Annotated in this window: 24 protein-coding genes and 2 pseudogenes; 15 read left to right on the forward strand and 11 right to left on the reverse strand. The window is 35.7% G+C overall.

Annotated elements, in window-relative coordinates; all coding sequences use genetic code 11:
- The first annotated feature begins 498 nt into the window (after window positions 1-498).
- Entirely contained in the window at window positions 499-801 is a 303-nt protein-coding gene (locus BTO08_RS05230; protein WP_105060177.1) for a hypothetical protein, read from the forward strand.
- Between the two features lie 482 nt (window positions 802-1,283).
- Window positions 1,284-2,036, forward strand: a complete 753-nt coding sequence (locus BTO08_RS05235) for an SDR family oxidoreductase (RefSeq protein ID WP_045084525.1) — start codon at window positions 1,284-1,286, stop codon at window positions 2,034-2,036.
- 129 nt (window positions 2,037-2,165) lie between these two features.
- On the opposite strand, the gene BTO08_RS05240 is transcribed toward BTO08_RS05235, so the two are convergent.
- The 3 genes from BTO08_RS05240 to BTO08_RS05250 all read right to left on the reverse strand — a co-directional run bounded on the left by BTO08_RS05240 (window position 2,166) and on the right by BTO08_RS05250 (window position 4,419).
- The gene (locus BTO08_RS05240) at window positions 2,166-2,468 is read right to left on the reverse strand and encodes an antibiotic biosynthesis monooxygenase family protein (RefSeq protein WP_008987102.1); all 303 of its coding nucleotides are present in this window, start codon (window positions 2,466-2,468) and stop codon (window positions 2,166-2,168) included.
- Between the two features lie 114 nt (window positions 2,469-2,582).
- Entirely contained in the window at window positions 2,583-3,617 is a 1,035-nt protein-coding gene (locus tag BTO08_RS05245; protein WP_105060178.1) for a HupE/UreJ family protein, read from the reverse strand.
- Window positions 3,610-4,419 (reverse strand): peptidyl-prolyl cis-trans isomerase, encoded by an 810-nt coding sequence (locus BTO08_RS05250; protein WP_105060179.1) that lies wholly within the window; start codon window positions 4,417-4,419, stop codon window positions 3,610-3,612. The genes BTO08_RS05245 and BTO08_RS05250 overlap by 8 nt, the downstream gene beginning before the upstream one ends.
- A gap of 203 nt (window positions 4,420-4,622) precedes the next feature.
- On the opposite strand from BTO08_RS05250, the gene BTO08_RS05255 reads away from it, so the two are divergent.
- Entirely contained in the window at window positions 4,623-5,030 is a 408-nt protein-coding gene (locus BTO08_RS05255) for a GNAT family N-acetyltransferase (protein ID WP_105060180.1), read from the forward strand.
- Between the two features lie 372 nt (window positions 5,031-5,402).
- On the opposite strand, the gene BTO08_RS05265 is transcribed toward BTO08_RS05255, so the two are convergent.
- Window positions 5,403-5,639, reverse strand: coding sequence for a hypothetical protein (locus BTO08_RS05265; RefSeq protein ID WP_105060181.1), 237 nt, complete (start codon window positions 5,637-5,639; stop codon window positions 5,403-5,405).
- 248 nt (window positions 5,640-5,887) lie between these two features.
- Between BTO08_RS05265 and BTO08_RS05270 the strand changes: the two genes are divergently transcribed.
- Window positions 5,888-6,778: a LysR family transcriptional regulator gene (locus tag BTO08_RS05270; protein WP_105060182.1), complete on the forward strand. Its 891-nt coding sequence runs from the start codon at window positions 5,888-5,890 to the stop codon at window positions 6,776-6,778.
- 171 nt (window positions 6,779-6,949) lie between these two features.
- Here BTO08_RS05270 and BTO08_RS05275 read toward each other — a convergent pair whose 3' ends face one another.
- Window positions 6,950-7,519 carry a DUF2938 family protein gene (locus BTO08_RS05275; RefSeq protein ID WP_105060183.1) on the reverse strand — a complete coding sequence of 190 codons (570 nt, stop codon included), beginning with the start codon at window positions 7,517-7,519 and terminating at the stop codon, window positions 6,950-6,952.
- Window positions 7,520-7,721: 202 nt separating this feature from the next.
- On the opposite strand from BTO08_RS05275, the gene BTO08_RS05280 reads away from it, so the two are divergent.
- A complete protein-coding gene (locus BTO08_RS05280; protein ID WP_105060184.1) occupies window positions 7,722-8,612 on the forward strand; it encodes a LysR family transcriptional regulator in 891 nt (296 codons plus the stop codon).
- A gap of 228 nt (window positions 8,613-8,840) precedes the next feature.
- On the opposite strand, the gene BTO08_RS05285 is transcribed toward BTO08_RS05280, so the two are convergent.
- Window positions 8,841-9,317: a peroxiredoxin gene (locus BTO08_RS05285; RefSeq protein WP_105060185.1), complete on the reverse strand. Its 477-nt coding sequence runs from the start codon at window positions 9,315-9,317 to the stop codon at window positions 8,841-8,843.
- A 530-nt stretch (window positions 9,318-9,847) separates the two neighbouring features.
- Between BTO08_RS05285 and BTO08_RS05290 the strand changes: the two genes are divergently transcribed.
- Window positions 9,848-10,108, forward strand: a complete 261-nt coding sequence (locus BTO08_RS05290) for a hypothetical protein (RefSeq protein ID WP_105060186.1) — start codon at window positions 9,848-9,850, stop codon at window positions 10,106-10,108.
- A gap of 200 nt (window positions 10,109-10,308) precedes the next feature.
- A complete protein-coding gene (locus BTO08_RS05295) occupies window positions 10,309-10,722 on the forward strand; it encodes a GNAT family N-acetyltransferase (protein WP_105060187.1) in 414 nt (137 codons plus the stop codon).
- 218 nt (window positions 10,723-10,940) lie between these two features.
- On the opposite strand, the pseudogene BTO08_RS05300 reads toward BTO08_RS05295, so the two are convergent.
- Window positions 10,941-11,135, reverse strand: a pseudogene (locus BTO08_RS05300) (redoxin family protein); the annotation flags it as partial.
- A 528-nt stretch (window positions 11,136-11,663) separates the two neighbouring features.
- Here BTO08_RS05300 and BTO08_RS05305 point away from each other — a divergent pair.
- Window positions 11,664-12,029 carry a cupin domain-containing protein gene (locus tag BTO08_RS05305; RefSeq protein ID WP_105060188.1) on the forward strand — a complete coding sequence of 122 codons (366 nt, stop codon included), beginning with the start codon at window positions 11,664-11,666 and terminating at the stop codon, window positions 12,027-12,029.
- A gap of 260 nt (window positions 12,030-12,289) precedes the next feature.
- Here the strand turns inward: BTO08_RS05305 and BTO08_RS05310 are convergent, their stop codons facing one another.
- Window positions 12,290-12,580, reverse strand: coding sequence for a hypothetical protein (locus BTO08_RS05310; protein WP_105060189.1), 291 nt, complete (start codon window positions 12,578-12,580; stop codon window positions 12,290-12,292).
- Between the two features lie 394 nt (window positions 12,581-12,974).
- Here BTO08_RS05310 and BTO08_RS05315 point away from each other — a divergent pair, with 394 nt between their 5' ends.
- The 5 genes and pseudogenes from BTO08_RS05315 (at window position 12,975) to BTO08_RS05335 (ending at window position 18,610) form a co-directional block, all read left to right on the forward strand.
- Window positions 12,975-13,577: a LysE/ArgO family amino acid transporter gene (locus tag BTO08_RS05315; RefSeq protein WP_105060190.1), complete on the forward strand. Its 603-nt coding sequence runs from the start codon at window positions 12,975-12,977 to the stop codon at window positions 13,575-13,577.
- Between the two features lie 978 nt (window positions 13,578-14,555).
- Complete coding sequence (locus BTO08_RS05320) at window positions 14,556-15,260, forward strand: response regulator (RefSeq protein WP_105060191.1); 705 nt, start codon at window positions 14,556-14,558, stop codon at window positions 15,258-15,260.
- Window positions 15,261-15,295: 35 nt separating this feature from the next.
- Window positions 15,296-16,594, forward strand: coding sequence for an ATP-binding protein (locus BTO08_RS05325; RefSeq protein ID WP_105060192.1), 1,299 nt, complete (start codon window positions 15,296-15,298; stop codon window positions 16,592-16,594).
- Window positions 16,595-16,697: 103 nt separating this feature from the next.
- Window positions 16,698-16,977, forward strand: a pseudogene (locus tag BTO08_RS22520) (hypothetical protein).
- Window positions 16,978-17,290: 313 nt separating this feature from the next.
- A complete protein-coding gene (locus BTO08_RS05335) occupies window positions 17,291-18,610 on the forward strand; it encodes a sensor histidine kinase (RefSeq protein ID WP_105060193.1) in 1,320 nt (439 codons plus the stop codon).
- An 893-nt stretch (window positions 18,611-19,503) separates the two neighbouring features.
- Here the strand turns inward: BTO08_RS05335 and BTO08_RS05340 are convergent.
- The 3 genes from BTO08_RS05340 to BTO08_RS05350 form a co-directional block, all read right to left on the reverse strand.
- Window positions 19,504-19,839: a DMT family transporter gene (locus tag BTO08_RS05340; RefSeq protein WP_105060194.1), complete on the reverse strand. Its 336-nt coding sequence runs from the start codon at window positions 19,837-19,839 to the stop codon at window positions 19,504-19,506.
- Between the two features lie 29 nt (window positions 19,840-19,868).
- Window positions 19,869-21,167, reverse strand: coding sequence for a hypothetical protein (locus BTO08_RS05345; protein WP_105060195.1), 1,299 nt, complete (start codon window positions 21,165-21,167; stop codon window positions 19,869-19,871).
- 359 nt (window positions 21,168-21,526) lie between these two features.
- Window positions 21,527-21,715, reverse strand: coding sequence for a hypothetical protein (locus tag BTO08_RS05350; RefSeq protein ID WP_105060196.1), 189 nt, complete (start codon window positions 21,713-21,715; stop codon window positions 21,527-21,529).
- Window positions 21,716-22,266: 551 nt separating this feature from the next.
- On the opposite strand from BTO08_RS05350, the gene efpL reads away from it, so the two are divergent.
- Together efpL and BTO08_RS05360 are read left to right on the forward strand one after the other, a co-directional pair.
- Window positions 22,267-22,839 (forward strand): elongation factor P-like protein EfpL, encoded by a 573-nt coding sequence (gene efpL / locus BTO08_RS05355; protein WP_005367920.1) that lies wholly within the window; start codon window positions 22,267-22,269, stop codon window positions 22,837-22,839.
- A gap of 107 nt (window positions 22,840-22,946) precedes the next feature.
- Complete coding sequence (locus tag BTO08_RS05360) at window positions 22,947-23,426, forward strand: GNAT family N-acetyltransferase (RefSeq protein WP_105060197.1); 480 nt, start codon at window positions 22,947-22,949, stop codon at window positions 23,424-23,426.
- Window positions 23,427-23,444: the final 18 nt, after the last annotated feature.

Here is a 23,444-nt window from a genome sequence, read left to right on the forward strand (position 1 = left end):
GATATTCTTATTACATTGCCGGGTTTGCTCGGTAAGAGTTATGGCATTGCCATTCAGGTAAAAGATTATCGTGGGTTAATGAGTGATGGGGCGATAAAACAAATTCAAAAAGCGGATCATTGGAATAATGAGAATTTCACGATTATTGATAAATACGTAATTGTGACCCAATGTTCAAAAGACGATCATCCTGAGGACTTCTAGAATACTGATGGTGTCACTATTTTATTTGCAGAGCAGTTAGAAAGCTTACTTAAAGATATTGCTGCTGGGTTTATTGGTTTGGATAAAAACTAATATTTAGGCTATTTCTAGGAAGCTAATTCAAATTATTGTTCCGAATATGTTGAATTAGTTTGTGTCTAGTGCGATTCAACGCACGACTATGTGTATATATCGTTGTAGCACGTTTACCTTGCAATGCTAGGTGCGTAAGGTGCTGTTTTAAGGTAAACGGCAGGCAACTTGTCTTCGCGCCTATACCAAGATGGAGTAAATGTGAGTACTGCAGCGATATTTCTGATTTTATATCTGATACCCGTACTGTCTTTTGCGGGTACGATTGGTACTTATATGTTGCTTCATGGTGAGAGTCTTAGCCATCCTCTCATCAATGTTGTTTTGCTGATAGTCGCTTCTGGTTTTATCGTTTCTTCTCATCTTTCTGTAAAGTTGATCTCTAAGTTCGTTAGCGAGAAAGTGATGTATTTGGGCATCGTTTTTATTGTATTAGCTTGGCTATTAGGAGTGATAGCGGTGGTGTTTTATCTTGTGATGTTTAAGGATCTCTTCAGTATCTAGGCGGTACTCAATAGATCAATACATACAGGTGAAAGTATAAAATAGAGCCTAAATCATGCTTAAGCTACGCTTGTATTAACTGTGATTGTCTTGAAAATACCTACCTTCTTTGCTTATAAACTTTCAACAACATCCCCTCAATGAATCCTTAAGTTACTAAAAGTATTTATTTACATGCTCACAGGCAATTAATGTGTTCATAATTGATTTAATTATGAAATAAAGTTACAAAATGTTAATTTGGTTCACAATAGGAAATAAAATTATAACAAACATATTACGTGTGAAATGAGGCGTTGTAGGGTGGATTATCTGCTTTTAAAAGCGATGCGTTTAGTTGAGATAAAGCATCGTGAGATCAGGAGCAGATATTTGTATAAAGAAGTAAAGCCAGTACAGAATCGGACATGAGATAAATGAATGGCTCTATTTTTCATCTTATGTGCGTAGAAGTGCATGGCAAATATAAGAAAGGAAGATCAATGCGCGCTCAAAAAGTAGTTGTAATTACAGGTGGTGGGAGAGGAATTGGCGCTGCAGCAGCCAAGTTATTTGCCAAAGAAGGCTATGCCGTTTGTATCAATTATAAATCGAACTCAGAGACGGCGAATACACTTGCCCAAGGGATCATTGCTGAAGGTGGCCGGTGTATTACGGTTCAAGCAGATGTTTCTAACGAAGCTGACGTTATTCGTATGTTCTCGACTGTTGATAAGGAATTAGGCGCGATATCGGTTCTTGTTAATAATGCTGGAATATTAAAACAGCAATCACGATTAGAAGAGATGACGGCAGATCGAATTAACGAAATACTGTTCAACAACGTTACTAGTTATTTTATTTGTAGTAGAGAAGCTGTGAAGCGTATGTCTACTCGTCATGGTGGTAATGGCGGCGTAATTGTTAATGTATCTTCTGGTGCGGCACGTACCGGATCACCAAATGAATATATTGATTACGCAGCATCAAAAGGGGCAATTGATACCTTAACTAAAGGGTTATCATTAGAAGTAGCAGCCGAAGGGATCCGTGTAAACTGTGTACGTCCGGGGTTAATTCATACCGATATGCATGCTGATGGTGGTGAGCCAGAACGTATAGAAAGGTTGAAGAGTAAAATCCCTCTGCAAAGAGGTGGAGAGCCTGAAGAAGTCGCAGAAGCTATTTACTGGTTAGCATCCGAGAAATCATCATTCTCTACCGGAAACTACCTTGATCTATCAGGCGGGTTATAACATCAGCGGTTAGAGATGATTTATCTGGCTGTTATTTAAGTGTGTCGGATGATAAAAACCCAAACACTTGTATCTAAGTGTTTGGGTTATAAAGTATTAATTGTGGAAGGTTAAGCTATTTATTACCCATTACAGGCAGCTTTCAAACCCTTCAAAGTTTGGTGCGCCTAAATAAATGTCTTTATTACCGCGAGCATTAGCATGAGCTTTACGGAATGCTTCTGATTGTGTCCAGTCTTCGAACGCTTGGCGAGAATCCCATACTGAGTGCGATGCAAACAGGGTGTACTCATCGTTTGATGTACCTTGAAGCAAGTTGAATGATTGAAAACCCGGTACGGTATCTAGGTAGGTATCGCGGTTCTTCCAAATATCGATAAATTCTTGCTCAGAGCCTAAACGGATTTTAAAACGATTCATTGCTATATACATGATGACTTCCTTTATTAACTTCAGTTTTTATTTTTGTTTTACCACTATTACAGTATTGGCTAATGCAAGCTAGCAGCAAAAATACAATATTTGTTTACGTATTATTAATGACCACTATAAAACATGGAACATAATGTACGCCCGTTGAATAAACCAAAAAGACGCCATGATCCCCATGGTATATAAAGGCACTTTTTGAAAGAACTTATGATGAAATACAGGCACTTTAGCGCACAACTTCAATAGCACGATAAGAAACGATAAGAAGATCAATTGCCCGATCTCAACACCAATATTAAAACAGGCGAGGGCTAATGGAATGCTGGTTTGGCTTAATCCTACTTCTTTTAATGCGCTGGCAAACCCCAAGCCATGTAACAAACCAAAGGAAAATGAAATTATCCACGGAAATTTTCGGCTTAATGTTGGATGTTCTTTGTCATAAGGGCGAGTAAGCTCATAACACAAAAACAAAATACTCAGTGCAATTCCCGTTTCTACTGGCGGCTCTGGAATGTGTACCAGATTAAGCGCAGATAAACTTAACGTAATACTGTGGGCTAAGGTAAAACAGGTAATGGCCTTTAAGAAGGTTTTAAAATCGCGCGTAAATAACAATAAGCCCGCCACAAACATTAGGTGATCAATCCCCGTTAATATATGGGTGATACCTAAGGTGACAAATAGCTTTATCGTTGTCCAAATCGAGATCTTATCGGTTAAATGAAGGCGGTTATGCCCTTTATACAGCGCAAGCGTACTGACTTGTCCGTCTTTTTGCGTTAACTGCGTGAGTAGCTGGCCTGTTTTTAGCCCGTTAAATACAAGAGTCGGTGATGATGTATTTGCTTTAAGTTGCAGCAAATAATCTTGTTCATCCATTCCGAAACCATTGTCACTTCGTTGTGATGACAATAAACGTATCGTACCGCCATTAGTTAAGGTTGGTGTTATTTGAGTATGTTCACCTGCAATTACTGGTAGTTTTAACGCCAACTTATATTGTTGATTATCTAGCTGTGTGATCAAACCCACTGAGGGCTGATAAGGATGCGCCATTGCTAGTGGTGCCATTACTACCGAAAGCAGAGCGCCAACGATTGTGCCAACAACTAAGCGCCACATAAAATAAGAGATGTGCTTATACATTGTTTAATAGTGTCTTTGTGTTAACAGTAAAGTCTGAGCCTGCGGGTAGTGCAATGTGATATTGCTTAATAACGGCGGCTATTTTGTTATTAACATCATCACGGGCAAAATCTTGTGCTAATTGTTGCTTGGCCTGTTTAAAACTCAGAAGGCCTGCTTTTTGATAATCGAGTACCTTTACTGCTATCGCGCCAAAGGGAGTATCAATCGGTGTTGACCATTGGTTTGGTGCCAGTGCGGCTAATGCGTCTACTGTTTTTGTACCCAACTTCGCCAGTAATGCCTGCTTACTTACATCACTTAAACATTGCTGAGAATCCATCGTAGAAATGGGGTGTTGCACTTCTTGTGGCGTTAAAAAGTGATAGCACAATGAGTACATATCGGGATGCTTATAACGCGCTTGATGCGTTAAATAGTATTGATGTAATAAGGTTGTGTTGGTGGCATTGATCTTAGCTAACTGTGAAACATAAGACAGGTAACGTTGCATCAACATTTCATTCAAGTTTGGATCGCCTTTCTCCAAGCCTAATTTTAATGCTTGTTGAGATAGCATCTGTTTTAACACTACATGGTTAATGTCTTTGTTTAGTGCAGTGCTCGACGGGGGGGAACCAAAATAAAGCGTATCGTCTTTTTTCTGTTGCTCAACTTGTGACGGTGTCACTGAAATAGTATTCACAGAAGTAGACGAGTAATACTGTGAATAACCAATAAACAGCACAGTGCCAGCGATAAGGAAATGCGAGAAGGGATCTTGAATGAACCGCTTAAGCCAATAGCAGACTTTTTTAAACATGTTACGGGATCTTTTTATATTAAATAATGCCCTATAAGAATACCCACGCTAACTGTATGAGTGTTGAATGTTTACTGCCTGTAGATTTTTACCTTTGGTGATGTTACGTTTTTTATCAATTGGATAAGGATGTTTTTAAAGCCGCATTCATATTGAATACGTTGATACAAACGGTTGGCATACAAGAAATTAGGAATACAGAGATGGATATTCAAGTCGAACTTAATGGAGAGATTGAAGAAACCGAAGTTATCGCATTGTACCGTGCGAATGAATGGTCTTCAGCAGATAAACCAAAACAACTCTTAGCTGCATTACGTAATTCTCATACCTTGGTTACTGCTCGTGCTAACGGTAAGTTAGTCGGAGTGGGGAACGCCATCACTGACGGTCATCTTGTTGTGTATTATCCTCATATGCTTGTCCACCCTTTACATCAGGGTAAGGGCATTGGTCGTAAAATGATGGAAGCAATGTTGTCTGTATACAGTGGATTTCATCAACAAATGCTGACTGCTGATGGTGAAGCCATTGATTTTTATCAAGCGCTTGGCTTTGAACGAGCAGGTAAAACAGAATCAATGTGGGTGTATGAAGGCACAGAGCATTAAATTTTAAGAGTGTCATTTCTACAACGGGAGAAACATGGAAGTACAGCTTAAACAAATCGAAGCCGGTTCTCGTCATATTTTGGAAAACACCTCTTCCAAATACCATGTTTCCATATTACTTGTATGACATGTTTGAGTTTATGGGGTGGAATCCAAACGCAGATAGCGTATACACGTTGGGCTTAGATTCTGGCTTTCAGCGGTAAAAAATATCATCGGTGTTAACTTCAATCTGGGGTTAGATATAGATATTGATTTAGAAATGCACTTCATACGGTTTGAAACAAAGAGCCAATAAGCGTCATTTATAGACGTTATAGAAATAAAGCCGCTATTACAGCGGCTTTATTTATTAAATGTATCGTGAGTTTATTAGCCATTAGAAGCTAACTTTTCAGCGAATGATGCCTGAGATGTTTTTTGTGTAAATACAATTTTTGAATCATGGTCGCCTGCAATTTCATTTTGTACGACACGTTGAGCATTGGTGGCATGCATGTGTGGCGCTTGAAAGGATACATTACCAGTAAAGTCACCATCTGCTGCAGCTACACCATAAGACGTTGATAAGATAAGAGCCATAGTGATAGTTTTTAGTGTCTTTTTCATTACTTAATACCTTTATTGATATCTGTACTGTTAGCCACGTGATAGTTATGCTAATTATCAATAAATACGTTACTACACGTACTTCTTACATAAGGTAAATCCATCTATTCATTTGGTTAACAGTAATTAAAATTAATTTGAGAAGGTGAATGCCTTTTCAGTATGTGTAGTCTATGGCAATGACACATAAGAATATATAAAGTATATTTTAGTTAAAATATCACTATTACTTATGTGTTGGGCGAGCTATGAAGTCAAAACTAGATTTGAATTTATTGGTGGTTTTCCTCGAAGTGTATCGGCTTCGTTCCATTACGTTAGCGTCAGAATCATTAGGTTTAACGCAACCTGGAGTAAGTGGTGCATTAAAGCGATTACAGTCTCAGTTAGATACGCCGCTTTTCATTAGGGAAGGGAGAGGAATTAGTCCGACGCATGCAGCAATACAATTAGCGAACGAGGTTGAACCTGCGTTAACTCAGGTAGAGAGTGCATTAGGAAATGTGTCGGGGTTTGATATTCAATCACACCGTTCTTTTACGGTATATGTAAATGAAATCATTATGCATATTGTGCGTTCTAAAATTGAAGCTGATACAACATTGGGTAATTGTTCGATTCACCTTCATATGACGCCCAATAGCGAAGATGAACTATTGCACCAGCTAAGTTTACATAAAGCCGATTTAGCGATTGATGTCGGTGTAAGGTCTAATTCGGCTTTCTTCTATCAGCCATTTGCTGATGATGATGTTGTGGTTGTTTGTCGTAAAGGGCATCCAAGAATTCATCAATCCATTTCTCGAGAACAATTTGAGTCTGAGAAAAGAATTTCGATCCAGCAAAGGCGATTGGACTTACTCGAAATGAATTACTTCACTGATGAAAGCTTAATGCCGAAAGAAATAACCTGTGAGGGAGCATCAACATTATCAATGTTGGCGTTGGTTTCAGAAAGTGATTCGATAGCGACGGTGAGCGCATTAATGGCGAAAAAATACGCGAAGCTTTTTAACCTACAAACAATGCCTCTTCCTTTTGTTTCAAAACCATTTAAACATTTTATGGTATGGCATAAGCGCAGTGATAATAACCCTGCAAATAAGTGGTTGAGAAATAAACTCAGCGAAATATTGTGACATTATATAGCAGCAAACAAGCGGCGTATTAAGCACTCAACATTCTTACTTTAGTTGCTGATGTTTGCTTTTTAGATAAACAACAATCACGCGACGCTATATAAAATATATCGCGTGATTGGCAATGCATTTAATCGAACAACTCAATGATTAAATTAGCTTTTCTTAATGTTATGTCGCATTGTTGACGATTATTGCATGATGTTCTTTCGCTTCTTTGAAAATCTCTAATCGACTAGCGTAAAGCACTTTCGTAGTGATATACAAACCAATACCGTAGCAAGAATGACAAAAAGTAGAGAACAAAATCGCATGGATCATATTGGGACTATTCACGTGGAAAAAGCCTTCGCCAAAGGCATAACTCACTACAACTAATGGAAAAAATAACAATGACCATGCATAAAAAAGTGATTTTTTAAGACTTGGTTTTAGAAACAACCCTTTCTCAACAAAGCTAATATAAATCACGGTATAAACTAAGCTAACGCTAAAGTGCACAATCCAACCGATAAGAACATCATGGGGAACGGCTGGCACTTGTTGTATAGCTTCAACCAGTGGATGCCCTTGAGTGATATAAACCAAATAACGGCCTAAACTCGCAAAGTTATTTAGTGGGTGATCACTGAATAATAGATATAAGTTGCTGCCTAAATCTAAACAAAGACCACTAAATACACTAATAAACAGAAGGTGAAGAAGGTAGGATGAACGTTGGTGATGGGGGTAATAGAACATAGAGCATCTCCTGATTAATTACGCTTTCATTGTGATAATGAAAAGGGTTTGTCATAGTCAGGTGTGGTTTATTAACACCGTGGCAATGGCTTTCATAAGTTCAATGATTTGCTGATGTTTATAGTCTAAGGCAATGAAAAATTGGGATATATAAAGTATGCTTTATGCCAAGCATTATGAATAGTTATGGGTGGGCTCAAGGATGAAACCAAATTTAGATTTGAATTTGCTGGTGGTTTTTTTAGAAGTATATCGTCTTCGTTCCATCACATTAGCATCAGAATCACTAGGTTTAACACAACCAGGGGTAAGTGGTGTATTAAAGCGATTACAATCTCAGCTAGGGACGCCTCTTTTTGTAAGAGAAGGGCGTGGGATTAGTCCAACACATGCCGCAATTAAATTAGTGAATGAAATAGAACCTGCGCTAACGACAGTACAAAGCGCGTTAGGTAATATCGCAGAGTTTGATGTGCAAAATCACCACACGTTTACGGTTTATGTAAATGAGGTGGTTATGCACACGATTAGAAATAAAATTGAGCTCGACCCAACAATGGGGAATTGTAAAATAAACCTCTATATGACGCCTAATACAGAAGAAGAGTTGTTATCCCAGCTGAGTTTACAGAAAGCAGATTTAGCCATTGATATTGGTTTACGCAGTAATCCGTCTTTTTTCTATAAATCATTTATCGATGATGAAATTGTCGTAGTCTGTCGGAAAGATCATCCCAATATCCAACAGACAATCACGCAAGCGCAGTTTTATGCTGAAAAAATAATCTTCATGCAGAAAAGGCGAATAGACTTACTTGAAATGAATTATTTCTCTGATGAACGCTTTCTGCCAAGAGATTTAGACTGTGAAACCGCATCTATTGTTTCAATCTTAGCATTAGTGTCAGAGAGCAACGCCGTTGCGCCAGTTAGCCGACTCATAGCTGAAAAATATGCCTCATTATTTAACTTACAAATACTGCCATTGCCATTTTCTTCCAAACCTTTCAAACACATTATGATGTGGCATAAGCGTGATGAACATAACTCAGCTAACCAATGGTTGAGAAATAAACTCAGCGAAATATTGTGACATTGTCACTAATTTAGTGAGCATTTCTTATTATTAGCAAATGTATGAAGACGTTCATATTCTTTGAAAATACAGCTACTCTTGATTTGGTTGATGCTATACACCCTCCCAAACCGAGCTATTAATCGTAGGGTGTCGCTTTCAAAGTTGGAAAGGTTGGGTAAGTATAAAATGGTTCAGTGAACACAGCACTGAACCATATCATTGATGTTTAAAGCCTCATTGCGGTTACTTCAAGCTGGCTAAAATCGTTTCCGCTTTACTCGCTTCAAATTGTTTTGGCTCTTCAACGTTTAGTTGAGTTACCACGCCATTATCAACAACCATTGCATAACGTTGAGAACGTATACCACCGAAGTTCTCGGTATCCATTTCAAGCCCTAATGCTTTAGTAAAGCTACCATCACCATCGCCCAACATCATAATTTCAGATGCGTTTTGCGCTTCGCCCCAAGCCTGCATTACAAAGGCATCATTAACAGATACACAAGCGATAATGTCGACACCTGTTGCCTTAATATCATCTGCTAGCACTACATAACCCGGTAAATGAGCTTCAGAGCAAGTAGGAGTAAATGCTCCTGGTACAGCAAACAGCACAACACGTTTGTTGGCAAAAAGCTCTGCGGTATCGTGTTTTACCATACCGTCATGTGTGAGTTCACTGAGCACTGCGGCTGGTAATGTTTGGCCTTTTTCGATCATCGTTTACTTTCCTTGTTGTATTAGTTTGCAACAGTGTAGCGAGGAATTTATCTCACGGCTAATTTTGCTGGTGGAATAGGGGGCTTAATTAGAACTGTTAGTGAAAAAAGTTATGTTGAAACACATGCCATATAACAAGGCAAATTAAAAAGGGTGGACAAAAACAGTTGGCTTTGTTCGTGACTAGCAAGTTTAGCCAACTAATCTTTGCCGTTTATTCTCAGCGTCATGGCTAGGTAGTATTTTGAACTCCATCGAAATATATCCTTATCGTTTTGCATAGGAAAATAGTCGGTGTTAGCTTGTTATTTATATGTGATCCAATTAAGAAAGCAAACTGAGAACAAGGCAGTAAATGGGATGCTTTGTTACTGAGGCTGCTTTTCAAAGTGTTGTGAATATAAAGAACTCAATATGTTTTTGGTGGTTTGATATACGCCCCTTATTGAGACGTTATATAGATTTGCAGTTGAGTACGTGTTTGTAGACTTTTGTATACGGCGCTTTAATTAAAACAATGGAATTTCGTAATGGATAATTTTGAGTATCAATTGAACTGCGATAATTGTGGAAAAATAACACGTCATACCCATCAAGCCTTAGGTGAAACCAATCAGGTTCAAAAGGCTAAAAGCGGCTTTATTTCTGGAGTTAAGCGGTTTCTCAATCTATGTTTCGGAGAGCCTTTAGAAAAAGCAGTGTTTGAAAAAAGCGAATACATTTGCTCCACCTGTGGGGCTTCATTCAATGAATCGACTGATATGCCGGATTTTTCTGGGCATGATGATTAGTAGTTCTTAATTCAGGAATAAATTAGAGCGAAAGTAATGTCGCAAAGTATTGGAGTTACGATATAACAAGGCTTTTTAAGGCGGATAAAAAACGTGGGCGAATTTTTTAAACCAGTCTCACTGATTATGGCTTTAATTTCGCTGAGGCGTGCGTTTATATGCTATAAAAATAACGTAATACAACTAAATGGAGTTAAGTATTGAATTTTGAAATTCTAAATGATGAAAATGCCTTAATTTTAGAAACACTTATTTCTGGTGTACGAAAGCATAATGAATCCACTTTAGGTTATGAGAAAAAGCAGTCATTATCTGTAATCTATCGTGATGAAGATAATAATCTCATTGGTGGCATTACAGGCTTTACTATTTATAAACATTTTTTAATTAATGTACTTTGGGTTGATGAAAAAGAAAGAAATAAAGGGATAGCTCGTAAGTTGATGGAACACTCAGAAATTGAAGCAAAGATGAGAGGGTGTATTGCTGCACAAGTTGATACTCTATCAATACAGGCTCCTAACTTTTATCAAAAAATGGGATTTGAGATTAAAGGTAAAATTCCTGGTTTTACAGAGAGTCATGATCGATATTTTCTAATGAAGAAATATTAGTTTAAACGGTGTTATCCTTAATTTTTCTAATACTTACAACCTTAATAAAGTAACCTGCTAACGCACTTCTATCTACAAATGAGCTTGCTATTTAATTAACTCAAATTCAGTTAGTTCACAATTGTCCTAATTATTTATTAGGTAGTAACTCTTGCACAAAAATACCGACCTACATCAGGTCGGTATTTTTATCAGGGTTTATTGCCCTGCATAATCGTTGCTTTGATCTCATCAGCTAACACCACATAACCCGGTAAATGGGCTTCAGAGCAAGTAGGAGTAAATGCTCCTGGTACAGCAAACAGCACAACACGTTTGTTGGCAAAAAGCTCTGCGGTATCGTGTTTTACCATACCGTCATGTGTGGGTTCACTGAGCACTGCGGCTGGTAATGTTTGGCCTTTCTCGATCATTGTTTACTTTCCTTGTTGTATTAGTTTGGAATAGTTTAGCCCTGAGATTTTATCTCAGGGCTAATTTTGCTGGTGGAATAGAAGACGTAAATGAGGATTGTTAGTGAAAAAAGTGATGATGAATAAACGAGGCTGGTTTGGGGGGTAATGAAGCAAGATGCCAAGAGCTCATTATGGAGCGTTTAGAAAGCATCATCAAAGAGTTAGGTTTGAGTTATAAGCTTTATAAAAGAATGAATCAAAGATTTAGGCTTTAAGGAAAGCAGGTGACTTTTTGTAAAAGTCGTTTACTCGTGGCACTGTCTCGCTCGAAAATGCCCCAAAGTTACTTAAAATTAATACTCATTTATATCGTCTTACCGTGATTTTTGATTTGTATTTAATACAAATTATTGCATGTAAAAATATGCTGGCAAGATCATAATATATAGAATTTATATTGATTATGATAAAGCTTCTTATGAGTATATTTTTGCGTGAAAGTAAGAATGCTTATTAATATAACTGTTATACGCTAAGCAGGGTTATATGAATAAAATTAATATTGCTGAAAAATTTACATTATTCACCGAAGAGTGGACTCCAAAGGTTATAGCCGAATCTAATGGTCAATTGGTAAAAATAGCTAAAGGAAGTGGCGAATTGGTTTGGCACAAACATGATCATGAAGATGAACTCTTTATCGTATTCAAAGGGCAACTTACTCTACAGTTAAGAACAGAAGATATAGTTCTTAACGCCGGTGAAATGTATGTTGTAACAAAAGGGATCGAACATTGCCCCAAAGCAGAGCCAGATACTCACTTTATGATGATTGAGCCTTCATCAACAGCACATACAGGTGAAACTGTAAGTGAAATTACTGTTTCATCAGAACAGCAGGAGAGGATTTAGCATATAACAGCAAATCAACTAGGATTAAAACAGTTGTTTATTGCTCTTGCTTCGCGATTTTAACCATTAATTTTTGGCCTGTTACTTGGGGGCTGTCTTTACTCATGCTAATACCAAAATATCTCAATCTACCTAAGAAGCTTTATATCCACAATGAGTTAGCAATTCAGTTAGTTCAGAATTAACCTTATCATTTACTAGCCAGCGACTCACATAAAAAAATACCGACCTGTCAGGTCGGTATTTTTATTTGTATTAGGTTATTGGCCTACACAATCAAGCGACATTTTACCATCAGCATCGCGAGATAGGGTGATAGTAGTACTTGCTTTTGATGCACCTTTAGGCAAGTAAACCGCACATTTGTCAAAGCTTGGTACAAGTGCTTTATTGATTGTTTTAACCGCTTGTTTTTGGCTATCAACATTGTCACCCGAATAAACGGTAATGCTATCTACTTGTGCCAGCATTTGCTCAGAATGTTTAGCTGGAGCTGCATGTGCGAAAACAGAAACAGAGCTAAGTGCAAGTAACAGTAAAACTTTTTTCATTATATACCTCTATAAATTTAATGAATCTTGTGCGTTGGTTCGGTTGCTAATATAGCCATAAAACAAAACTAAATAAATAAAAAATTATCGTAAAACGATAATTAATTGTTGTTAAGTTTGTTTTTGATTATGGCGGGATTAACTAATATCTTGATTATTATCAATAAATAGTGAATTAGAGTTTTTGAAGATAAAAATTAAAGAGGCATTTTTTTACATGTGTTTTTGCTTAAAAAGCATACTGATTTCTGTTTGAGTGTGATTGAAAGGTGATTATTGCTGTTATTTATGGGTAAAATTGATCATTCTTTGCTGAGTGATTAACTACTTTGTAACTTATGCAGACAAATGGTATTAACCTGATATTCGTCACTTTTTATATGGATGTGCTGTAATGACTACCTTTCTTGCTGGTTTTTCGCTTGGTTTGTCTTTGATACTGGCAATAGGCTCTCAAAATGCGTTTGTATTGAAACAAGGGCTTAAGAATCAATATGTGTTTATCATCTGTATTGTTTGTGCATTATCAGATGCATTATTGATTAGCTTTGGTATCGCCGGCTTTGGCGTTATTGTCAGTAAGTATCCGGATATTGAAACAGTGGCGCGTTACGGTGGCGCAATTTTTTTAACGGTTTATGGGTTATTGAGTTTTAAATCGGCATTGATGACGGATCATGCTTTGCTTACCGATCAAAAAACATCAGGTTCATTATTAAAAACGATACTGACTTGTTTGGCATTTACGTGGTTAAACCCACATGTGTATTTAGATACAGTTGTACTACTTGGATCTATTTCTACCCAATACCAACCTCATGTGTGGCAATTCGGTCTGGGGGCAATCACGGCATCTTTTGTGTTTTTCTTTTCACTGGGCTATGGATCGCGTTTATTAGCTCCATTATTTCAGCAGCCTAAAGCATGGAAGGTGTTAGAAATACTGGTAGGGGTAATTATGTTATCTATTGCAGCATCGTTGGTTCTTGGTATTTGAGTCGTTTGGCGCCATTCAAATCATAACGATAACAGTAACGGGAATAATGGTCGGGTATCAACGAGCCATATAAGTTCATGCTTGTTATGGCTGCTACTTTGATGTAGATGCGTTAAATTGAATAAATTTATTTTAATATTGGATTCATACGATTCCGTAGCTTTGTTCTGTAATCCGTTTTAAATTCCCCGTTTATATCTGTAGTTGCGATATAGCGGTTGATACTGGGACGATGAACATATGGTTTTTTCTGAACCCTATGGGGCTCATATATGTATTTTTAAAGGTTGCGTACTATTTCAATTTTCTGTGCTATTTGTCGATTATACATTTTAATTTATGGATATATATTAATTTTCAGTATTATTTAATAATCAGAAATAGGGCTGCTATTTTTAATTTGATAAAAATAATACTTCGCAGATTTCCTGTAATCATAATTAATCCAATAAAGGAAGAGGTAACATAAAGTCAACTTTTTCTGAAATATTATTTTTGTATATAAAGCAGGGGTATAAGGGATATTCATTGGTTTCTAATGTAGTCTTTTTTTTGTGCCAACTAGCTGATTTTTAGAGCTAAAGAAAGTACAACTCGTTTTGATTTATCTGCACTCTTAGTTATGGTGCTATTTAAGTAAGAAATTGAGTTACACCAAGACATCAAAATCGAGACAATCACAAGTATGGTATTTCTGTATATATCTATTTTGTATTACTATGATTAATGATGTTCACAATTAAAATTTTTGTGTTGGTATACACCCTCGTTACTCTGTAAGAGTATGTATTTATTTTTGGTTCTGATTTTGAAATTAACATTCAATTGTTAAAATTAACTATCAAAGTGCTTTTTAAATATACAAATAAATTGTTTTTTGTGAACTATCTTAATTAAATATGTAACAATAGTTGTCAGCAAGGTAAGACAAACTAAATCAGTCTTGATTGGTAAGAATACTGTAGGGCAGGTAATTGCATGACAAAACCAAAAATGATCATTGTAGAAGATGATTCAAAACTTCAAAAAATGTTGCAAGAGTACTTCGTATCACAAGATTTTGATGTCAAAACACTTGATGATGGTAGTAACGCAACACAAACCATTCTTGAAGATCAGCCTGATATTGTTTTGTTAGATCTTATGTTGCCTGTAACCGATGGTCTTACAATTTGTCGACAGACTCGTGCCCATTACAGAGGTAAAATTTTAATGCTCACTGCTAGCGATGATGATTTCGATCAAGTTGCGGGCTTAGAGACTGGTGCTGATGACTATGTTACTAAACCTATTAAACCAAGAGTGTTATTAGCAAGAGTTCGTTCACTGTTACGTCGGCAAGAGGCCATTGTTATTCCTGATGAGGATGCAAACAACCTACATTTTGGCCAACTTACATTGAAAAATACGTATAAGAAATGTGAGTTAGCAGGTCAGGTTTTAGCTCTTACAGACAGTGAGTTTGAACTCTTATGGCTATTAGCAAGTACACCGGATACAGCATTATCTCGCGATTATTTGACACAGACATTGCGAGGTATTGAGTATGATGGAATTGACCGTACCATTGATAACAAAGTCGTGCGGTTAAGAAAGTTACTAGGCGATGATAAAGTGCCAGCAGAAAAGATTCAAACCATTCGGGGTAAGGGCTATTTATTTGTTTCTAGTGCTTGGTCATAACTACGCTCAAACAATTATAATGAAAGAGATTAATTATGAGACGTATCTACTTAGAGTCCTTATTTGGACTTGTACTTTGTTTTATTCTTGGCGTCGTCGCTAATGAAACAATTGTTTATGGTCTGAATACTGATTATGAATTTGTACTAGAAGATAGTCAGGCAAGTGCCCATCAGAAATTAATGGCGTTCATTGCAGAGAACCAAGGGCTTGATGCTGCTCATAAGGCGATGAAGCAATATGTAGATACTTCACTACAAAAACTGACTATTTATAATCATGCGGATAAGATACCGACGACAGTTTCTGACTTTTTTAACACTCATCCAGAAAGTTTAATTTTTCATGATGAAGAAAGAGATCTTTGGTTTCGTTTAGCCGGTATCGATAATACATATTATTATGCGGCAGATTATGGCACGCTGGTTAGGCAAAAAGTTGATTTAGAAGATGACCTTGTTTGGCTATTTATTTTACTTAGTTTTATTGTATACACGCTAGGTTACCTCATGATTATTTTCCGTCGAGTCAAAAAACTTGAGGCTGCGACGTTACGTTTTGCTGAAGGTGACCTATCTTCAAGAGCTGATACTAAAAGTGGTAGTGCTTTAGGAACTTTGAATAAGTCATTTAATCTCATGGCTGATCGTATTCATAATCTTATTGAAAGCAATCGTTCGTTGACTAATGCAGTAGCACATGAATTGAGAACGCCAATATTTCGTATCCAGTGGCAAGCCGAAGTACTAAAAGATACCCCGTTAAATAATGAACAAAAATCAACCGTTGAAAGTATCGTGGACGATACGGAAGAAATGGAAAAAATGGTTGATGAGCTTTTGTATTATGCCAAACTCGATTGTATTGATTTAGAGCAAGCATACTCACCAATAGAAGTCTGTAGTTTTTTAGATTCTGCGGTGAAACGTTGGAAGAAAGAAACTGACATCAAAATTAAGCGTATATCGAAAAATCAACCATACATGATACTGGCAGATGAAACACTACTAAATCGCGCGCTAGATAATTTAGTACGTAACGCCATGAAATTCGCTTACTCACAAATTTTGATTATTGTAAAACAAGATCAAGAACAACTTCTAATAACGGTACATGATGATGGTGATGGAGTGGCAAAAGAACATCAATCCCGTTTATTTGAACCTTTCTATGTAGGGGACAAAGCCCGTAATAAAGCAAAAAGTGGGCATGGCTTGGGGCTCTCTATAGTTGATAAGATTTGTACACAACATGGCGCTGTAGTAAATGTTGGCGATAGCGAAATCTTAAAGGGGGCGGTGTTCACAATCACTTTTCCACTTTGTAATGATTAATCAGACAAACACTTACAGTAATGATAATTAAACTTTGTGATAATTTTCTGCGTGCTTATAGGCAATCTCTATTTAATAAATAAAAATTACTTTAAGGTGTATCATGAGAAGATTATTAACCTTGCTTGGTTTCGGTTTTGTTATACTGAGTTGTTTCGGTATTACTCACAATAAGGATGTTTATAAAGCCCATGCCGAAAGTTTTAATATAATTAGTTTTTTTAATTACCTGGAAATACAAATGAACGTGTGATGGAGCTTGTACCTGAAGGTGCAACTGTTGAAAATGTTCAATCAACAAACTCTTATATAACTTCTGTCTTAGGGGGCTTAATCGAATCATCTGTATTGATTACGTTCAAATTGGTGGAAAAATAATATAAAATAGCTTGTAAGTTATATATTCTTTGAAAGTTTAATTTTTCTTAAAACATGTCTATCTGTATCTCTCCCTTTTTCTAAAATAATAGCCTTAAGTTATTGTACTTAAGGTCTTTTATATATTATTTAAAGTATAAAAGATTGTTATCTGAAAATTATATACATATAAGAATTCGTTCGCTAATACGTCGGCTAGAAGTCATTGTTGATAAAGTGACTGTATAAAAATTCAACCATTCGAAGTAAGAGCAATGTATGTGCTTTTATTACTCGGTTCTAACTACGCTCAAACTACAATAATGAAAGAGATAAATTATGCGTCGTATTTATTTAGAGTCCTTATTTGGACTTTTACTTTGTTTTGTTCTTGGTGTTGTCGCTAATCATACAATTGTTTATGACCTTAATACTGATTATGAGTATTTACTTGAAGATTACGAGGCAAGTGCCCATCAAAAATTAATGGCGTTCATTGCAGAGAATCAAGGTCTTGATGCTGCTCATAAGGCGATGAAGCAATATGTAGATACTTCTCTACAAAAACTGACTATTTATAATCATGCGGATAAAATACCGAGCACAGTTTCGAAATATTTTGACACTCATCCAGATAGTTTAATTTTTCATGATGAGGAAAGAGATCTTTGGTTTCGTTTAGCAGGTAGCGATAATACATATTATTATGCGGCAGATTATGACACGCTGGTTAGGCAAAAAGTTGATTTAGAAGATGACCTTGTTTGGCTTTTTATTTTACTTAGTTTTATTGTATACACGCTAGGTTACCTCATGATTATTTTCCGTCGAGTCAAAAAACTTGAGGCAGCGACGTTACGTTTTGCTGAAGGTGACCTATCTTCAAGAGCTGATACTAAAAGTGGTAGTGCTTTAGGAACAATGAATAAGTCATTCAATCTCATGGCTGATCGTATTCATAATCTTATTGAAAGCAACCGTTCACTGACTAATGCAGTCGCGCACGAATTACGCACGCCCATATTCCGTATCCAGTGGCAAGCCGAAATACTTAAAGATACTCCGCTAAACAATGAACAAAAAGCAACTGTTGAAAGTATTGTAGATGATACGGAAGAAATGGAAAAAATGGTTGATGAGCTTTTGTATTATGCCAAACTCGATTGTATTGATTTAGAGAAATCATACTTACCAATCGAAGTCAGTGGTTTTTTAGACTGTGCAGCAAAACGTTGGAAGAAAGAGACTGATATCAACATTAAGCTTATATTGAAAAATCAATCATACATGATACTAGCAGATGAAACGCTACTAAATCGCGCGTTGGATAATTTAGTACGTAACGCCATGAAATTCGCTTACTCACAAATTTTGATTATTGTAAAACTAGAACAAGAACAACTTCAAATAACGGTACATGATGATGGTGATGGCGTAAAAAAAGAGCATCAATCTCGTTTATTTGAACCTTTCTATGTAGGGGACAAAGCACGTAATAAAACAAAAAGTGGGCATGGCTTGGGGCTTTCTATTGTTGATAAGATCTGTACACAACATGGCGCTTTGGTAAATGTTGGCGATAGCGAAATCTTAAAAGGGGCGGTGTTCACAATCACTTTTGCATTATGTAATGATAAAGAAGACAAACACTTAAAGTAATGTTTGTCGTTCGTTGCAAAAGGAGTGTGAATACACAAGACTAAAAGTAAACAGTGCTGGTGTTGCTGAAAGCGAGTTAAGGTCAAATAAGTTAGTCAAAAGGAAATGTTAGAAAGTACATTATTGGAAAAGGAATATCATCAAAGAGAATTAAATTTATCAAGATCAATACCTGATTAAAAAAACATAATGATTGATATTTCAAATACAATGCTAAAGAACAATTAAAAATAGATTTATAATACAATGCGGCCCATAATGATAAGAATAAATTACATTTTTATCATTGTGGGCTTTTTTAATTTACTAACTTATTTTCGTATAATACGTTATATTAAGGAATATTATATAGGTAATACTAAAATTAAATATGTGATGATGTAAGAGAATGTGTAGAGAAATTAGAGTCAGCAGGTCTGACTGTCGAAAGTTTTTAATATAACATCGGCCTTAGCTATTATTGAACGAATAAATGGTATTGATTGTATTTAATAGGATGATATTAATGACTATTATTTAGCTGGGGTATATGGCTTTATTAATGATAACGAATGTGAGTTTTAGTTTTATTACATGATTATAATTCTCAGTTTATATATACTTTTTTAGTAAGTTGAAGTCATTTAAGATGATTTAAATACTCTTCAATTAATAAAAGCTAATGTTTTATGAGTTAATATTTAATATGGTTTTAATTGATTTTTGAATTTATATTTAATGACGCTTGTGTTGATTATTAATCACTTGTGGTATGAGAAGTGTAATAGTATTTTGTAGAGGGATTATAAACTTAATTTTAAGTTGTAGATGATTTTTTCGATAGATAGAATATGTTTTATGAAAAAGCCGCACTCAGTTGTTAACTAAGTACGGCTATCAAATCGACTTTTTAATTAATGTACAACAGACTTAGAAAAAAGTTGAATAGTAATAATTCCAGCAGCAATAAGTACTAAACCAATCATTGCTGGAAGATCAAGTTTTTGCTGATATACAAAATATGAGAGTGCCGAGACTAAAAATATACCACTACCAGCCCAAAGCGCGTAAGCAATACCTACATTCATCGCCTTAACTACTTGAGATAAGCCATAAAAAGAAATTGCATAACCAACTAGAACGACAAGGCTTGGGACGGTTCGGGTAAAACCTTCAGACGCTTTCATCATGGTGGTTGCTAATGTTTCAGCAATAACAGAAATAAATAATATAAGATATACTTTAGTCATAAGATTGCTCGATAATTGTTTGATTTTAATTAATTACTTGCAAAGAAATCTCTAATTGTAATTTTTTCTAAAATACTTAATTTGTGCCATGGTTTTGATGTTGGTTGAACAATAGAGTGTAATGCTCGGGTATAATCCATCACTAAACCGGGTGTCCATGCCATCATGATTGCACGGTTTCGAATTTGCGCGGCAAGCCACACTTCAGGTTTTGTAATAAATTTAAAAAATGTAAATATGTTTGAATTTTCATTATGTAATACACCTTCCAGTGCAGCTTCTAATGCATAAGCAGTATTACTTGAGCAATTATTTGAAGTTAAATTATAAATTGGATTGTGATAATTTTTTTCCCAGAACTGCTTTAAAGCTTGTACATTATATTTTGTGAAGTTCATTTTTATATTTGATTCACACCATTCAGAAACCTCTGATTGATAGTCAGGTAAGTAGCGTCCTAAAACATTATTTTCTGGTGTTGCTTTTAAAGTACGAATAAACTCTTTAGGTGAACGATCAATTTCATGTTTTGGATATAAACTCATATATAGCTCATTACCTAGCTCGATTGCAGCATGCCCTGTTGAAATTATTCCTTTAATGTCTGTCGCAGCAATATAACGGTTGATAACTGGTCTAGGGATATAAGGGTTTTCGGCTGAACCTTCGGGTGTCCAAATATGAACAGTTAAAGGAATACTCACATTTTTACTTGAGCCTTGAATCTCTGTATCAAAATTATTTTTTGATTCATTATCTTCGCAAGAAAATTGGCTTGTTCTTGTTAAATAATTACAATTACTTTGATTTTTTTTGGTGAGCACAATAATACTTCTAACACTACTGGTCATCATAATAAAACCTAAAACATATGAAATAACATAGTTATAATTAAGTATTAAAAATAAAGAATATCCTATTTGAATAGATCCCCAAAGTATAACTCTTCGCCACATTACGAAACGTACTACAATAGCAGATGCAATATTAAATACACCGATAGAAAGATAAATTAAACCAAACGCTAAGGATAGTATGAAATTACTTCCTTTTACATCAATAAAGGCTAGTGTGATACTAAAAAGAAATAATAAGCCTTTTAATAAAAGTACTTTACGGTGAATGCCATGCCGATTGGGTGCAATAACTAATGTAGCAATACTTTCAAGAATTACAAAGTAGCAAAAAGCGTCAAAAACCTTTCCATCAAGACCATCAATAAAAGTAAAAAATCCAATGATGCCCCAGAACAATGAGAGTAATAATAGGTATGACCGTGTTTTTTTTACGAACTCTGTACCTAAAAGATGTAATGTTATTTGTAACATTTAAAAACCGTAATAAGCTATTAGTTATTAAGACGTTCAAATTAATAATTTAATTAAGATGCTAAATTATCATTTGAGGTTAAATGTCCTTAATTTTTACCATTGATGTCCATAATCAAATTGATTAGTTTTGATAAAAAGGTATCACTGTATTTTTGTATAAAATTATTTCAACTTATTAGTTTTTTTGAAATTTAATTTTATTTTCAAAAAACACCTTCTTTCTGATGTTGGGAATTATCACATACAAGTTTTGTAATTACTGTATGAGTTTGTAAGTGTACTCACTACATTATTGAGGAAAAACTTTTCATTATCGGATAACTACTTTAATAGAGAGTTAGCAATTAATATAACGATTATCTATTAAGATAGTCTTTTATAAATGGTGATGTCTCTATCATTTTTTCATGAGCTGTTATTTCAAAATCCTGCACATTATCTTGTAAGTCGTCATCAGGTTGGTTTTCATAAACTTCAACAGCCGTAAAGACCAGAAATAAGCAAACTAACACCGTAAAAAGTGTATCTAAAATTGTATCTCGCAAATTTATTCCTCTGTTTAGTTAGATAACAGCTATTTAACTAAGTGAAGTAATCTAAAGAATCCTACCAGTTCGTGTGGTTGAAACTATACATTTATAAAATGTATACGTCTGTCGACAAAGTGTCAGTGTTTTGATTACAGTAAAACTTAAAACTGTTCATAATGAGAGCAATAGCTTCTATAAGTAGGTGACTTGATGACTGATCTTTCGCTTGAAAATAAGGGAAAGAACTAAGTAATCTTGCTATACACTGACCCGTAAGACGTTAATATTTTGAGTGTTTATTGTTTTAATGTATGTAAAGTTAGTGGTTTAATCATTTACTAAAACTTATTAGTAATCATTGTTTAACTTCAGAGTTCATCGAACCTGATTTACAGGACATTTGAGTATAAAGCCGCGAATTAGCCGAAAGTTGAATGTTCTTGTTTAAGCCTTGAGCAAAGCTATGAGTAAACGCAAAAAAATAGGATTTGTACTACTATAACACTTGCTATAAATCTGTATCTTGGTGTAATTTCTCACAACTATTTTTATTTGGAATTATGATCATGCCAAAGGCTAGTGACATTAAAAAATTTGCTGCTGTTGAAATCAACGGTAAAGTAGGTCTTGTTAAAGAAATTAGTAAGCTAACGCCTAGTGGTCGTGCTGGCGCAAGTCTTTACAGAATGCGTATTTATGATGTAGCTACTGGTACTAAATCAGACGTAAGCTTCAAAGCTGATGAAATGGTTAACTTAGCTGATTTCCGTCGTACTAAAGCATCATTCTCTTACATCGATGGTGAAGAGTATGTGTTTATGGATGATGAAGATTACACACCATACTCATTCAACAAAGAAGCAATCGCAGAAGAACTACTATTCATCACTGAAGATACGAAAGGTATCGAAGTTCTTACTGTTGATGGCGCGCCTGTTGCAATCGAACTTCCAGCGACAGTTGAACTAACTATCGTTGAAACTGATCCATCAATCAAAGGTGCTTCTGCAAGTGCACGTACTAAGCCTGCAACACTTTCAACTGGCTTAGTTGTTCAAGTTCCAGAATACATCGCGAATGGCGAAAAAATTAAAGTTAACACGGCTGAACAAAAGTTCATGAGCCGCGCTGACAAGTAATAGATTACTCAAAATCTGTACTGCATAAAACCAGCTTTTATCTTGCTTACTTTTGTTAAGCAGGTGGGCTGGTTTTTTATTGGGTACAAGATGTCACGGAGCAATGGATGGTGCTATATCAAATACGACAAGCAGAAAAATCAGATATTAATGCAATATACCAATTAGAGCGTGAGCTATTTGGCGAGCATTGTTATCCCGATTTTTTCTTTCGCCAAGCATATGATTGTTGGACAAGTGGGTTATTGGTTGCCGTCTCAGAGTGTGAACATGTAGTAGGGTATGTATTATCAAGCCCTAGCTTTAATGCGCAAGCTGAAACAGAGCGTGAAGCGTGGATATTAGGTATTGCGGTTGCGAATAAGATGCAAGGGAAAGGTGTTGGAAAAGCGTTACTGCGTGAGACGTTAGCGCAGCTAGCTAATTACAATCGAATTCTATTAACTGTGCATCCAGAAAACAATGCAATGAAGCTATATCAGGCGCTAGGCTTTGTAGAAATGGAGCAAGAAGACGATTATTTTGGTTGTAGTTCACCAAGAATCAAAATGTGCTTGAACAGCAAAGAGCAGGCATATATTGCTTAAGTAGATTAATATTATTTT

Origin of the sequence: Photobacterium angustum (genome assembly GCF_002954615.1) — a bacterium.
Taxonomy (GTDB): domain Bacteria; phylum Pseudomonadota; class Gammaproteobacteria; order Enterobacterales; family Vibrionaceae; genus Photobacterium; species Photobacterium angustum_A.